Here is a 15,456-nt window from a genome sequence, read left to right on the forward strand (position 1 = left end):
CCCTTGTCCCCAGTTCCCCACTCCCCCCTATGCCTACAGATACTTTTGAAAAAACTAGCTGGAGTTGGCAGTTGTCTCAATTCCAACAACAAGTGGGAGAATGGTGGGAATACCAGTTTTACCGCTTTGAAAAGGCTTTGCCAGAATTGCCTACTGGATGGTCGATTAGCCCAAGGCTTGGTGAGTTGCTGAAATTCCTGTTTTGGCTGGTAGTAGGCTTATTTATAGCTTGGGTGGGTTGGCGATTATGGCGAGAATTCAGTCCTTATCTATATTCTTGGCTGAATAGAAGTGGCAATCTCACTGATTTTCGCGTAAAAGCTGGCTCTAGTGAAGCATCCGTAGCTCTTTTGTTGGAGCGATCGCAACAATTTTACCGTCAAGGTAACTACCGTGAGGCTTGCCGTTGTATTTATTTAGCGATGTTGCAGCAGTTGCATCAAAATGCGATCGCACCCCACAAACTCAGCCGCACAGATGGAGAATATCTGCAATTGCTGCGATCGTCTGTGACTCCCATACAGCCTTATGAAACTTTAATTACTACTCACGAGCAATTATGTTTTGGTAATGCCGAGATTTTGCCAGATAATTATGAGCAATGTCGGCAAGCTTATCGGGAAATTTCCCCAGAATGAAGAGAACGTGGGGACGCGGGGATGAGGATACTCAATGCATATATACTTTAAAAAATCAATAATTTTAGTAAAACTTAATATAAAACTAAGAAAAAGCGAGAGATAAGCATAAACACTTATCCTCGCTTTTTGATTACCTAAGCTGTGAGAGTTGCGATCGCCTGATCCACAGCTTCTAAGGCAGTGTTGACTTCTGCCTCTGTAACAATCAGCGGTGGCACAAACCGGATTACTTTTGGCCCGGCTGGTACGAGTAATACGCCCTCGTTGATGGCAGCATTGACGACATCGGCTGCGGTTAGCGCAATGTCGGCTCGCAACTCCAAACCGTTGATTAAACCCCAACCCCGAACTTCGCTAATGTGTTGAGGATATTTCGCTGCGATCGCTCTCAATCCAGATCGCAATTGTTCACCCCTATCTTGCACATTCTGCAAAATATTTTCCCGTTCTAATGTCTGGCAAACACTGAGCGCTACACCACACACAAAAGGATTGCCGCCAAAGGTGCTGGCGTGTTCCCCTGGTTGAAAAACATCACAGAATTTCTTGCTCATCATTGCGCCAATGGGAATACCGCCACCTAAGCCTTTGGCACTGGTGAAAATATCCGGTTCAACGCCGAGATGTTCGTAAGCCCATAATTTGCCACTGCGCCCCATACCAACTTGCACTTCGTCGAAAATCAACAAAACGCCAGTTTCGTCGCAAATCTGCCGGAGCTTTTTGAAGTAGGCAACATCTCCCGGACGCACACCGCCTTCTCCCTGCAATGGCTCAATCAGAATTGCTGCTACACGGTAATCGCCTTCATCTAACTCGCTAATCGCCACTTCCACAGCGTTAATATCGTTGTAATTTACGTAGTGGAAACCAGGAACCAAGGGATCAAAATATTTTTGATACTTTGGTTGTCCCGTGGCGGTAATCGTTGCCAAAGTCCGTCCGTGGAAACTGGCATTGGCGGTTAAAATAATTGGTTTTTCAATGTCTAATACTGTGTGGGCATATTTCCGCGCCAGTTTAATTGCGGCTTCGTTAGCTTCAGCTCCAGAATTGCAGAAAAATACGCGATCGGCACAAGAATGATCAACGAGCCATTTTGCTAATTCACCTTGTTCAGGAATGTAGTACAAATTAGAGACATGGTGCAGCTTCTGGATTTGGCGTGTTACCGCTTCTACCATAACTGGGTGGGCGTGTCCTAAAGTACAAGTGGCAATTCCCGCTACAAAGTCCAGATATTCACGCCCCTGTGTATCCCAAACTCGGCATCCAGCACCCCGTTCTAGGGCTAAGGGAAACCGGCCGTAGGTAGACATGACAGCTTCATTAAAGCTATCTGCATCAAAGGGGCTAGATGCTACAGACCCTGAATCTGGGGGGATGCTGGCTTGGTCAACGAGAGTTTGTAGGCTCACTACCGCTCCTCCTGAGAGTTTTTCATCATATAGTTATTTACTAGTTTCCTAGAAATCCCTAAAAATTACTTTTTATTTAGCACAACTCGTACTTCCTCTTAAGCTAACGCTTATATAACCTCAAAGGCATAGCGGTGGTGAAAAAACTTTGTACTCAACACTTGAACAAGAGGATGAGCGACAGACAATTTGCATAGGCTCTCATTAGTACCGATGGGCAGTCGGGAATCCAAAGCGCCTATACAGATGGTTTGCCGGGGGTTGAGATGTCTCAATCTAGGTCAAAGTCGAAATCCCGTAAGAGAATAACTAGGAAATCTAAAAATCACTTTTTAGAAGCTCCCTCCTTCAGGGCAAAGAGATGTCACTGTTCTGTGATTTTCAGTTCATCAATATTCCAAAAAGTTGGCCCCAAGGCAGAAAACTTGATGGGATTGACACGTTCACGCACCGCCTGAAACGAGATTGGATTCACAAGGCAGAATATCGGTAACTGTTCAGCAACGATTTGCTGAAATCTGTCATAAATCGCCTTGCGCTTGCTCTGGTCTAGTTCTTTGACTCCTGCGTCAAAAAGACTGTCAATTTCTTTCTCCCATTCAGAAACTACCCATCCTTGGAGTGGGGGTTTTCCTGGTGGAGCACCTTGGTTGAACTGATGAAATGAGCCTTGACTAGTCCAAAATAAAGATAGAAGATTAGGTTCAACATCTGCGCCGGGAACACCAAACGCACCTACATAACAATCCCAATCTCGACGAGAGAGCAGCTTTTGCAATACTACGTTAAAACTGACTACCTGCATATCTGCTTTGATCCCAATTTGACTGAGGTCTTGTTGGATTTGAACTGCGGCATCGATTCTTGATTGATCTTCCGATTTCACCAAGAGATTGAATTGCACCCGATTTCCATCTTGGTCTAACAGTTCTTTTTGGGAGTTGTACCTAAACCCAGCCTCTAACAACATCTGCCTAGTTTTCTGGGGATTATAATCATAAACTTTTAGTCCTGCTGCTGGGGACAAGTAATAGGGACTTTGAACAGCAATTGGCGAATGTTGGATTTCACCTAAACCGCGATAGATATTAGTTTTCATTCGGTTGCGGTCAATGGCATAGGCGACTGCTTGCCTAAAAACTAAGTTATTAAACCATCGAGATTTAATTGGGTCTATAAAAGGCTTACCTTTGCGATCGCGACCTTGGTTGAGATTGAAACCTACAAAGCTAAAACCCGCAGTAGTCCCACCATTGTAAATAATGTATTTGCCTCGCTTTTCCTCTTTCTTGAGTAAGCCAAATACTGCTGGTGTCACATTTAAATTATCCAGTTCCCCTGAGCGAAATCTGAGTAACTGATTTTCGGTAGAAGCAATAATTTGCCAGACAATACGTTCAATATAAGGCTGAGGATTTTTTTGAACATCTTTGCGCCAGTAATAGGGGTTGCGTCGTAAAATCACCCGTTCAGCAGGAGTATAGCTTTCTATTTTGTAAGGCCCATTGGAGATGATTTTTTGCGGATCAGTATTGGTTCCCCACATTGAAAGAAACTGAGGATTACCATTGGCATCATTGGATAATACAGAAGAACGCAAGGCATGAGCAGGCAAAATTGCTAGTCTTTCGGCGTATCTCAAAAAAGGGGAAAAAGGTTCCACAAAAGTAAACTCAACTCGCAGATCATCTAGTTTCTGTACTGATGGGAAAGTTTCTGTGTTACCAATACGTAAAAAATCTCTATATAAAGTGGGAATTTTTTTATTAAGATAAATGTCTCGATAGGTAAAGACTACATCATCCGCCGTGAGAGGTTCACCATCTGACCATTTCAACCCTGTTTTTAATGTAAAAATAATTCGCTTTTTATCGGCAGAGATTGACCAAGATTCTGCTAGTCCAGGCTCCAACTTTGTAGTAATAACATTCTCATCGATCAATCCCTTGTAAATTAAAGGAAAAACACTATAGGGAGAGTCATTAATGGCATAGTTAAAAGTAGTCGGATCACTTAGCGAAACTAAAACTAATTGAGCTACCTTAGATGCTTTGCTTTTCATCTGTGTCGGGTGACAGCTTGTGAGCAAAAAACAACAAGATAGCAGCAAACCAACTACCAAATTCAGAGGTCGAACAACAGCAGCAATCATCTCTAGTTATTTACCTTACAGCTACTATCTACACATTACAGTATGGTGATTGAGCAGTTAATAGCTGGGGCGATGCCTGCGGCGAGCAAGGCCTACGCACTGGGCAGTGTTTTCAGATGGTTTTACCAATGCTGTTTTGGGGCAGCTATAAGGTAGTTTTAGTCTCAATACTGTTCGGTTAAGGCAAGAGATGCGATGAATCGCCGTCTCTACAATAATCAGTCTTTCGTCTTGACGGCGATTTATCGCGTCTTTGTGATGATTTAACTAACTAGTTTTCTTTGTAGGAATTGAGCCATTGGTTAATCCTCAAAGTGAAACTGATATAAGCCGAAATTCAGGACAGAGGAGGCAAGAGGAACCCACGTATAGCCGCTTACTGCAAGTCAATTTCATTAATTTTACATTGCGTAACTTAGTTTGATTTCTTCTTGCCCAGTTACTTAGTTTCAATATACTAAAAAGGACGAATGCTAAAAAGTTAGCAGAAAACTAGAAAAATTAGGCTAGAAGTACTATTGTTACCTCATTTTCAACACTTGAGCAAAAATATCGACGTATCCAAAAGGAGTTAATGACAGGGGCGATCGCTCTTGGCGGTGTTTTCTTCATTGGCACTTTGTGGTACTCGTTAGTGGAAGGCTGGTCATGGGAAGATGCAGCTTACATGACAGTCATTACCTTAGCCACTGTGGGATATAGTGAGACGCACCCACTGGGTAGCCGAGGACGATTGTTTACAATTGCCCTGATTTTGTTGGGTGTAATGAATATCGGTTACATTGTCAACAGATTTACAGAAGCGATTATTCAAGGCTACTTTCAAGAAGGAATTCGGCTACAGCAACAGAGGCGGTTAATGGAATCCCTAACAGAACACTACATCATTTGTGGATTTAGCCGGACTGGTCGTCAAATTGCCAAGGAATTTCGGGCAGAAGGTGTACCTTTTGTGGTGATTGATTCAGACATGGAATCTATACAAAGGGCGCAGATGGAAGGTTACACAGCATACCAAGGTGATGCTACTCTAGATGACACACTTCTGAAAGTTGGCGTTGAACGGGCGATTTGTATCGTTGCAGCCCTTCCTTCAGATGCGGAAAATTTATATATTGTTTTATCAGCAAAAACTCTGAATACAGGAATTCGGGCGATCGCACGGGCAAGTACAGAAGAAGCTTTGCAGAAGTTACAACGCGGTGGCGCAGATGAAGTGATTTCTCCCTATATTACTGGTGGAAAGCGGATGGCTGCTGCGGCACTCAGACCCCAAGTATTGGACTTTGTAGACGGGATTTTGACAGGTGCAGACCGTCAATTATATATGGAAGAATTTTTACTCGACCCGGCTTTTTGTCCCTTTGTGGGTCAGAGTTTGCAAAAAGCGAGATTGCGATCGCAATCTGGGGCATTAGTTCTGGCAATTCGCCGTCTTGATGGGACTTTAATCGGTGGCCCCACTGGTGATACGGTTCTAATGTCGGGAGATCGGCTAATTGGTATGGGTACAGCTGAACAGTTGCGTAGCCTGAATCAAATTCTCGGCCCGATTAATTCCAAGCAACTACGGCGACCGAAAAATAGCTGATATTAGGGACTTCCAAATAAAAAAATATACCATCGCTATAGAGGCAGGGGGCAGGGAGCAGGGAGCAGGGGGAGGGATAGTCGTAGTGAAGTCCAGAAATTGGATAATTTAATTTCTGGAAGTCCCTTATTTTTCCTTATTGACAGCCGAATCTCTGCAAATAGCATTTAATAGTTTAAGCCTCCTCTAGCCACTGCAAAATACTAGCCTTGCTCTCTACCAAACCTTTGTATACTAAAGCTTCTGGTGCCATAGACTGAATTGCAGCATACAGCTTAGACCTTAACACTGGGTTTTTTCTCACTACACCACAATCTCTAAAGTAAGTACGAATAGTAAAAAGTGCAGCTTCATACTCCGGTAGTCCCCAAATTACTTGGCGCTCAATTCGCAGATAAAGCTGAGGATGCTGTGAATCAAAGCTTCTACCTTGCCATTTACTAACTGACACACCAGGCGGCGGTTCGGGATGGTGGTTAAGGCGGGTGTCGGTACTCAAGCCCCAAGCAAAGCGCACCATTGGTTTGTGGGTAATCATTGTATTAGCGATCGCACCTGCACGCCGATTAATTTTTTCCATACCAGCCACAGGTGCATGTATCGTAGCGAAATCTCTACCAATTTTCTCCTCAGCTGACCAGTGATTGGGATAGCAGAGATGAACTGCACTCAGCCAGTTCCTACCATCAGCAGATCGGCAGATAATTGTCAGGTCTTCTTGTACCTGTGCTGCAAGTGCATCAAGAGTAGAGGCGTAAGCTGGAAAAACTGGACTACCTTGAACTTGCTGTAATTGCCAATCTGCATCTAGGTAAAAAGTTTCTCCGGTCAGTTGGCTATGAAATTTCAGGATGTTATCTATTGACTTTTGACAGTTAAAATGCTGTGGGTGTTCTTGGGTGAGGCGATTAATTATTAAACGAGCGATCGCACCTGCTACAGTCTGAGAATAATTGCAGGTTTGATAGTACTTGTTCAACCGTTCCGCACGGGCTAAAAGTTTAATCTGACGGTAGTGGGTAAAATCATCATCAATTTGAAATACCTGCTGATCAGCCTGAGTATTACCAAAACAGAAACCAAAAGGCATCATCCCCGGCTTGACTTCGTAGCGTCCACTCATGAGAGGGAAATACCAAGCTGCACTATTAGAGGCTTCGACTGTCCTAGCTTCCTGGAACAAGTTGTCTAGAGACACAGATTATATAATGCTGGTTTTTTATTCTCCTCATTTCCAATATATATGAAGGAATGAGGGAGATCAGGAAGAAATAACCAATGACTAATGACTAATAATCAATTTCTTTCCACCCATGTATAGATGCTATGCCTTTTGTAACCCATTCGATCACAATTGGGGGAGCTTCTGATATCAAGATGCTAGGATAAACTGCTGCACCCCAATCGGGATGCACTAACACACGGCATTGATTTTTAATCACTGGATAGTTGAGCAAAGCTTTGACAACTGCTGTGTCATCGTGGGGAATTGCTCCGGGATGAGACAGTAAAGGATAGCCTGTACGAGGGTCAATCAAGTCTGTTAAATAGCCGCGATCGCGCAGATTAAATGCCAAATCACAGCCAAATCTCATAAACTTTTCTCGCAGGCGTTCTTTCTCTGACTCTACTTCTGCTGTTTTTTCGACTAATTGATAACGCGATTGTTGTAAGACAATCACTACTCGTAAAAATGGCTGCCGTTTCCAATCTGGTAATATCCGTTCGCAGTTGGCACAGATATATTGACTGGGAGCATGAATTGAAATTTGAACCGCTTGTCCCGTTTCGCCAACTAAATTAATGGGACAGGCTTGCTCCGAAGTGTAAACTTTGGGATAGTTCACTAAATTGATTCGGCTTATACAAGTTTTTTAATTTAATCTACGGTATAGATGATACCTCTTAAAAGTTCAGAAAAATCATCAAATTTATATAATATGTTACTTTTTTTGGAAGTAGTTACTAATAATTTGAGAATTTTAATCCGAACTTTATCCTTTATTAACCTGTTTTAATGGGATTTGCTGCGATCGCTGTAGGCATTGGCATAAATGCAGTGGGTAGTAGACAAGCGATGCCTATGGCGGGCTACGCCTACGCTCCTGAAATATGTTTGAGCAAAATCCCAAAAAATGACTTCCATCTCAGACGATTTGCAGTCAAAACCAAAATGGTATAACTGTCAGCAAAGCTGGAGTAAACAGGCTTCTGGTGAAGTAAAGCGTGTCGAAGTTTTACTCAAAGGTGAGCAAAAAAAACAAAGTAATCTTATCTGCTTGGAAAAAGTTAGAGCTATTAGCCTACTTTCCATAGCACCCAATTAATTGAGTTTTAAAGAATTCACCGGCACTTCATCCCAAGAATCCACTGTCCGCAATTGTGCTACCCAACCTGCTGCCTTTTGCGTCTCGGTCAAATTATTCTGAAAGGAATCATGGCACTCTTTGGCTTGAGATTCATTACAAGTGGCAATACAGGCATGAATCATCCCAGATGGATCAATTTGCTCATTTACCCAAATAATCATGAAATATTTCCTCAAGAACTGTAGCGAAAAAACCTATTCGTTATTTTAGAATACTATTAGAGTCAAGAATTCCAGAGCAAAATTGGTAACAAGTAGCAAACTAATCCCAATTACCGATTATTAATTTACATTAACCAGTTCCGCTTCATCTGGTAGGCACATGGGATTTATTTCCTCTTTCGTAGCGGCGGCGGTAGAGTAATTCTAACTGTCCACCATATTCTTGAATCCAGGCAATCTGGCGCTGGTACAGTCCTCGGAAGGTATTTGCAAATAAAAGTGTAAAAATTGCCACTACCAACCCTGATGCTGTGGATACTAAAGCTTCACTAATTCCAGATGTTACACCTGTTGTTTTAGTACCTCCCACATCTCCGATATTTAGAGAGGCAAAGGAGTTAATTAATCCTAAAACAGTGCCGAGAAGTCCCAACAGAGGAGCAAGACCAATAATTGTCTCAAAAATATTTTGGGAGCGCTTGAGTAAAGGGATTTCGGCTTGTGCTTCACTTTCTAATGCCAAACGAAATTCCTCTGGTGTAGGCTCTTCCAATTCTAAAGCTGCTAAAAAAATTCGAGCAATCGGTAAATCAGTATTTTTCTGTAATTTATCTAAAGCACCAACTACATTATCAAGGCGATAAAGCTGTAGCACCTCTCGCACTACCTTGTTTTGCCGATTATTTATCCTTACCCAAAAGATGATCCGTTCGATAATCAGCGCTACTCCTAACAAAGAGAACGCTAGCAGAGGCCACATGACCACGCCACCTGCTGTAAACAGATTACTAATTTCCATTTATTATTTTTTAACTCTCCAACAACGCTAGGTTAACAGATCGTTGAAATGGAGCAGTTTCAGGCTGCATTGTAGCTACAGCAACTTTTGGGCTATCCTCAGTTTGGCCGATCGCGATCGCGGATTCTGACTAATTTCCTCTTCTTGAGCAATAATCGGTTTTTTTGTCAATACCTTTAATAAAGGTGAATTTCTTAAGCCGTGTTTCACCGGACGGTCTTCCAAACTGTGAAAACTGATAATCGCAATTCTGCCACCAGGGACAAGGGCATTTGGCGCTTTATCCAAAAAGGTTTCTAGAGATTTTAACTCATCGTTGACGACAATTCGCAGAGCTTGAAAAACCCGGGTAGCCGGGTGAATTCTCCCATAACGGTATTTCGGGGGAACTGAAGAAGCGATCGCATCAGCTAATTCTGTAGTCGTGTGCAACGGTCGTCGTTCTACAATACGACGAGCAATGCGCCGCGATAATCTCTCTTCACCGTACTTAAAGAAAATATCTGCTAATTCTGGCTCATCCCAATTATTAATCACATCAGCAGCAGTTAGCGATCGCCCTCGATCCATTCGCATATCCAAATTTGCAGCTTGGCGAAAGCTGAAACCCCTTTCTGCTTGATCTAAATGGTAAGAACTCACCCCCAAATCGGCTAAAATACCATCGAAAGTGTTAGGGGGGAACTGGTAGTCAGCAAAATTGCTATAAATAAATTGTACGCGATCGCCATATTCAGCTAAATTCTTCTGCGCCGCTGCTAAAGCTTCTTCATCTTGGTCAACTGCCGTTATCCGCACATCCGCCGCAGCTTCTAAAATTAAGCGACTGTGACCACCACCGCCTACCGTCACATCTAAATAATGTCCGCCTGGACGCACCGCCAAACCCTCAGTTACCTCCCGTCCCAAAACGGAAATATGAGAAAAAGCCAGTTCTTCTAAATCTAGCGGTGTTTGTAAATCTGATTTCATCTTTAAATTTCAATTTTATTTTTATTTTTGTTTCTATTTGGTAAGACTTACACCAAAAACCTCTTAAACTCCTATTCCACCGTGTCCTTTGCATCCTCTCTGGTTCGATTTAATTCCTGTTTAGCACTTATTCCCAATCACCAACATCAGGATTTTAAATGCAAAAAGAGATTAGATGAAAAAAAACCTGTGCCTCAATCCCTTGCATATCAAGCTTCCCTATAATAATTGAAGAGGTGCAACGAAATGAAACATCAATTACAACATCTTCGCTGCTATCCTCTCTCCAACATAACCCTGTAGAGTCAAATTTATATAGATTGCCCCTACAAACCTCATTTTGGCAGACTAGATAAATCGGCTGTGGTTGGCATCTAGGCGGTTCAATTCAAAATTTTCACGAACGGAGAACACGAAATCTATGACCAGACTAGAAACCCGCACTGAACCAATGGTGCTAAACATGGGGCCACACCACCCCTCAATGCACGGGGTTCTGCGGCTAATCATGACTCTGGATGGCGAGGATGTCGTTGACTGTGAACCAGTTATCGGCTATTTGCACCGGGGAATGGAAAAAATCGCCGAGAACCGCACTAATGTAATGTACGTCCCTTACGTTAGTCGCTGGGACTACGCGGCGGGAATGTTCAACGAAGCCGTCACTGTCAACGCCCCAGAAAAACTTGCAGGTGTCGCTGTCCCCAAACGTGCAAGCTACATCCGCGTCATCATGCTGGAGTTGAACCGCATCGCTAACCACTTGCTATGGTTTGGCCCCTTTTTAGCTGACGTAGGCGCTCAAACTCCCTTCTTCTACCAGTTCCGGGAACGGGAGATGATTTATGATTTGTGGGAAGCTGCCACAGGTTATCGGATGGTGAATAATAACTACTTCCGTGTTGGTGGAGTAGCAGCGGATTTACCTTACGGTTGGGTAGATAAGTGTCTGGAATTCTGCGACTACTTATTACCTAAAGTTGATGAGTACGAACGCTTAGTAACTGATAACCCCATTTTCCGGCGACGCGTTGAGGGTATTGGTACTATCACCCGTGAAGAAGCAATTAACTGGGGACTTTCTGGCCCAATGTTACGCGCTTCTGGCGTGCAATGGGATTTGCGGAAAGTTGACCATTACGAATGCTACGACGATTTCGACTGGGATGTGCAGTGGGAAACCGCCGGTGATTGCTTTGCCCGTTACGTAGTGCGGATGCGGGAAATGCGTGAATCTGTGAAGATTATTCGCCAAGCAATTAAAGGACTTCCTGGCGGCCCTTACGAAAATCTGGAAGCAAAACGTTTAGCCGCAGGTAAAAAATCCGAGTGGGACGCATTTGATTACCAATTCATCGGTAAAAAAGTTTCCCCTACTTTCAAGATTCCCAAGGGTGAAATCTACGCCCGTGTAGAAAGTGGTAAAGGTGAATTGGGAATTTATTTGGTTGGCGATGATAACGTCTTCCCTGCACGGTGGAAGATTCGCGCCGCAGATTTCAACAACCTCCAGATTGTTCCACATTTACTGCGCGGCATGAAGGTTGCAGATATTGTGGTGATTCTCGGTAGTGTTGACGTAATTATGGGGTCTGTAGATAGGTAGAAAATATCTATCGAAGTATTTTTAGAGCAGTTGTATTACAGTGCAACTGCTCTTTTTTTATGGCATAGAATAAAGACCTAACCCTCAGCCCCTTCCCTTGTAGGGAAGGAGAGCATTTCTTCCTTCTCTTCCTTCTCTTCCTTTGCGTACTTTGCGTACTTTGCGTCCTTAGCGGTTCGTTAAAAAATTTACTTTGACAAAGCGTTAAGCCTTAACTGAACCGTATTGGTATTTAAACGGTGTTCACTAATCTGGCTGGAAAAAATTTTTACTCATATAACATAGGTACGAAATATTGATGAGTTTTAAATAATGCCCCGGATATTTGACAATATTGATTTACAACTACTATCGATTTTACGAGAAACCCTCAAAGTCTCTTATCGCGCAGACTTTTGTGTTGGCTACTTTAACCTCAGAGGTTGGCGAAGAATTGATGATTTAATCGAACAGTATGTTGGTAGTGAAAATGCTTGTTGTCGTTTGCTAATTGGGATGCAAAGCTTACCCAGTGATGAAGTTCATGCAGCATTTTCCCTTGGTAGTGGTGATGGACGGATTGATAACAGTAGCATTGTGCGGTTTAAAAAACGTATGGCGTTGGAATTTCGCCAGCAGTTGACTATTGGTGCGCCGACTAATCAGGATGAAGCGGGGTTGCGGCGGTTAAGTCATCAGCTAAAAACTCAGAAAGTAATTATTAGACTGTTTCTTCGTCATTCTCTCCACGCCAAGTTATATCTTGTATATCGTAATGACCCCAACGCTCCAACTGTGGGATTCTTGGGTAGCAGTAATTTAACCCTTCCCGGACTGGCGAAACAGGGGGAGTTGAATGTTGATATTTTAGATCACGATGCGTGTAATAAACTGCAAAACTGGTTTAGCGATCGCTGGCAAGATTACGGTTGTGTAGATATTTCCCAAGAATTGGCGGAAATTATTGACCAGAGTTGGGCTAGGCAAGAGCTAGTTTCACCTTACTACATCTACCTGAAGATAGCTTACCACTTATCCCATGAAGCGATCGCAGGACTTTCAGAATTCCGTATCCCCCGCGAATTTAACAACTTATTTGATTTCCAAAAAGCCGCCGTACAGCTAGCAGCCCGTCATGTAACTAGGCGTGGTGGCGTATTAGTGGGTGATGTGGTTGGTTTGGGTAAAACTTTAGTTGGAACCGCCCTTGCCAAGATATTACAAGAAGATTGTTTTTTAGAAACACTGATTATTTGCCCAAAAAACTTGGTGTCAATGTGGCAAGAATATGTAAATAACTATCGGTTACTTGCCGAAGTTATGCCAATTAGTCAAGTACAAAATAAGTTACCAAAACTCCGTCGTTACCGCGTTGTGTTAATTGATGAAAGTCACAACTTACGGAATCGTGAAGGCAAACGTTATCGAGCAATTACAGAATATATTGCTACTAACGAAAGTAAATGTATTTTATTATCTGCGACTCCATACAATAAAAGTTATCTTGACCTTTCCGCCCAACTGCGGCTATTTGTGCCAGAAGACCAAGATTTAGGATTAAGACCAGAAGCTTTAATTAATGAACTTGGTGGCAGTTCGATAGGAGAATTAGAGTTTATTAGAAAGCATCAATGTTCTGTGCGTTCTTTAGCTGCCTTTGAAAAAAGTGAACACCCTGATGACTGGCGAGAATTGATGAAGCGTTACATGGTGCGACGCACTCGCTCTTTTATTAAGGATAATTATGCCCACACAGATGAAACAAGGCGGAAATATTTAGAATTTGCTGATGGGAGACGTTCTTATTTTCCCCAGCGTCTACCTCGGAGTCTCAAGTTTCCTCTCGAAGGTTCTGACACTGACTTTTATTCTCGGCTTTACTCTGGGTTAGTCGTAGAAGTAATTAATCAACTTAACTTACCTCGTTATGGGCTAGGAAATTACGTTATTGCTAAACACAAACAGCCGCCTACAGACACCGAACAACGCTTTCTTAATAGCTTGTTTCGTGGCGGTAGGAGGTTAATGGGTTTTTCGCGTACTAATTTATTTAAACGTTTAGAAAGTAGTGGTGTTGCTTTTATTCAATCAATTGAACGTCATATATTACGGAACTTCATTTATTTATATGCCCTAGAAAATGGGCTTGACATTCCCATTGGAACTCAGGAAGCTGAGTTATTAGATACAAGTAATAATGATGAAGATGCTGATTCTGTAGCAGCAGCTTTGTTTGATACTGAAACGGAAGATGATGATTCCACTGCTTCGTTGCAAGTGGAGAGAGAGGAAGAAGAATTAGCTTCTTTTTCTAAGGAAGATGAGAAAGCATCTAAAACAGAAAAAGTTTTTCGTCAAAGAGCAGAATCAATTTATCAAGAATATACCACGCGATATCAAAGGCGATTTAAGTGGTTGCGTTCTACACTGTTTGATATTAAAAAACTGAAACGGGATTTATTAGAAGATGCCAAAGCACTGATTAATGTGCTGCAACAGTGTGGCGAGTGGAATCCTCAAAAGGATGAAAAACTTGCTGCTTTAATCAAACTGCTAACAAAAACTCATCCTAAAGATAAAGTACTAATTTTTACCCAATTTGCCGATACAGTCCGCTACCTTACAGAGAATTTGCAGTCGAGTCGTATTACTAATGTCGCAGGAGTAACAGGTCAATCTAAAGACCCAACAGTAATGACGGGAAGATTTAGCCCTGTGAGTAATGGAAAACGTGAGCAAATTTCATCATCAGATGAATTGCGGATTTTAATCGCCACCGATGTTTTAAGTGAAGGTCATAATTTACAAGATTGTGCAATTATCGTCAATTGGGATTTACCTTGGGCGATTATTCGCTTAATTCAACGCGCCGGACGAGTAGACCGCATTGGACAAAATGCAGAACAAATCCTTTGTTATTCTTTTTTACCAGCCGAGGGAGTGGAACGGATTATTAATTTGCGGGGACGACTCCGCAAACGACTGCAAGAAAATGCGGAAGTGGTAGGAACTGATGAAGCTTTTTTTGAAGATGATGATGCACGGGTAATTCTCGACCTCTACAACGAGAAATCTGGAGTTTTAGATGGCGAAGAAGATACAGAAGTTGATTTGACATCAGAAGCATTTCAAATTTGGAAAAAAGCTACAGATGATAATCCGGGTTTGAAAAAGACGATTGAAGAAATGCAAAATGTAGTTTATTCTACCCGCGCCCATACTCCGCAACCTGTGCAACCAGAGGGGGTATTGCTTTATATGAAAACCACCGAGGGAAATGATTCTTTGATTTATGTTGACCGCGATGGGAATAGCGTTACTCAATCACAATTAGCAGTTCTTCGGGTCGCGGCGTGTGAAGAATCTACCCCAGCGATACCGAGAGACAAACAGCATCACGAGTTAGTACAAAAGGGTTCTGAATTGATTGCTGAAGATGAGAAAAATGGAGGTGGTCAATTAGGGCGACCATCAGGTGCAAGGTTCCGCACTTATGAACGGCTGAAGGGTTATGTTCAAGAAATGAAAGGAACACTATTTGTTAGTGAAGAACTTTTAAAAGCAATTGATGAGATTTACCGTTATCCTTTACGACAGTCAGCTATTGATACTCTGAATCGTCAACTGAGAAGTGGTATTAATAATCATCAGTTGGCTGAGTTAGTTGTGGCGTTACGCATGGATGACCGTTTGTGTATTGTGACGGAGGAACTGGAAAAACGAGAACCTCAGATTATTTGTTCGCTGGGGTTATTTTCTAATTCGTAA

Annotated in this window: 12 protein-coding genes; 5 read left to right on the plus strand and 7 right to left on the minus strand. The window is 42.5% G+C overall.

The window, feature by feature from the left end:
* The first annotated feature begins 29 nt into the window (after positions 1-29).
* Positions 30-638 (plus strand): DUF4129 domain-containing protein, encoded by a 609-nt coding sequence (locus tag F8R90_RS28965; RefSeq protein ID WP_196513513.1) that lies wholly within the window; start codon positions 30-32, stop codon positions 636-638.
* A gap of 137 nt (positions 639-775) precedes the next feature.
* Here F8R90_RS28965 and F8R90_RS28970 read toward each other — a convergent pair whose 3' ends face one another.
* Positions 776-2,059, minus strand: coding sequence for an aspartate aminotransferase family protein (locus tag F8R90_RS28970; RefSeq protein ID WP_196513514.1), 1,284 nt, complete (start codon positions 2,057-2,059; stop codon positions 776-778).
* Between the two features lie 364 nt (positions 2,060-2,423).
* Positions 2,424-4,211, minus strand: a complete 1,788-nt coding sequence (locus F8R90_RS28975) for an ABC transporter substrate-binding protein (protein WP_196513515.1) — start codon at positions 4,209-4,211, stop codon at positions 2,424-2,426.
* Positions 4,212-4,785: 574 nt separating this feature from the next.
* Between F8R90_RS28975 and F8R90_RS28980 the strand changes: the two genes are divergently transcribed.
* Entirely contained in the window at positions 4,786-5,802 is a 1,017-nt protein-coding gene (locus F8R90_RS28980; RefSeq protein WP_196513516.1) for a potassium channel family protein, read from the plus strand.
* Between the two features lie 175 nt (positions 5,803-5,977).
* On the opposite strand, the gene F8R90_RS28985 is transcribed toward F8R90_RS28980, so the two are convergent.
* Together F8R90_RS28985 and F8R90_RS28990 are read right to left on the minus strand one after the other, a co-directional pair.
* Complete coding sequence (locus F8R90_RS28985; RefSeq protein WP_196513543.1) at positions 5,978-6,925, minus strand: heme-dependent oxidative N-demethylase family protein; 948 nt, start codon at positions 6,923-6,925, stop codon at positions 5,978-5,980.
* A gap of 166 nt (positions 6,926-7,091) precedes the next feature.
* Entirely contained in the window at positions 7,092-7,649 is a 558-nt protein-coding gene (locus F8R90_RS28990; RefSeq protein WP_190897147.1) for a methylmalonic aciduria and homocystinuria type D protein, read from the minus strand.
* Between the two features lie 288 nt (positions 7,650-7,937).
* Between F8R90_RS28990 and F8R90_RS28995 the strand changes: the two genes are divergently transcribed.
* Positions 7,938-8,129, plus strand: a complete 192-nt coding sequence (locus tag F8R90_RS28995; RefSeq protein WP_196513517.1) for a hypothetical protein — start codon at positions 7,938-7,940, stop codon at positions 8,127-8,129.
* Here the strand turns inward: F8R90_RS28995 and F8R90_RS29000 are convergent.
* The 3 genes from F8R90_RS29000 to rsmH form a co-directional block, all read right to left on the minus strand.
* A complete protein-coding gene (locus F8R90_RS29000) occupies positions 8,126-8,332 on the minus strand; it encodes a glycogen debranching protein (RefSeq protein WP_190897143.1) in 207 nt (68 codons plus the stop codon). The two genes, F8R90_RS28995 and F8R90_RS29000, sit on opposite strands and share 4 nt — an antisense overlap.
* Positions 8,333-8,477: 145 nt before the next feature.
* A complete protein-coding gene (locus F8R90_RS29005) occupies positions 8,478-9,131 on the minus strand; it encodes a MotA/TolQ/ExbB proton channel family protein (RefSeq protein ID WP_196513518.1) in 654 nt (217 codons plus the stop codon).
* 75 nt (positions 9,132-9,206) lie between these two features.
* Complete coding sequence (gene rsmH, locus F8R90_RS29010) at positions 9,207-10,103, minus strand: 16S rRNA (cytosine(1402)-N(4))-methyltransferase RsmH (protein WP_196513519.1); 897 nt, start codon at positions 10,101-10,103, stop codon at positions 9,207-9,209.
* A 421-nt stretch (positions 10,104-10,524) separates the two neighbouring features.
* Here rsmH and F8R90_RS29015 point away from each other — a divergent pair, with 421 nt between their 5' ends.
* Together F8R90_RS29015 and F8R90_RS29020 are read left to right on the plus strand one after the other, a co-directional pair.
* Positions 10,525-11,709, plus strand: coding sequence for an NAD(P)H-quinone oxidoreductase subunit H (locus F8R90_RS29015; protein ID WP_012411270.1), 1,185 nt, complete (start codon positions 10,525-10,527; stop codon positions 11,707-11,709).
* A gap of 312 nt (positions 11,710-12,021) precedes the next feature.
* Positions 12,022-15,456: a helicase-related protein gene (locus F8R90_RS29020; RefSeq protein WP_196513520.1), complete on the plus strand. Its 3,435-nt coding sequence runs from the start codon at positions 12,022-12,024 to the stop codon at positions 15,454-15,456.

The organism is Nostoc sp. NZL (genome assembly GCF_015714705.1).
GTDB classification, from domain to species: Bacteria; Cyanobacteriota; Cyanobacteriia; order Cyanobacteriales; family Nostocaceae; genus Nostoc; species Nostoc foliaceum_A.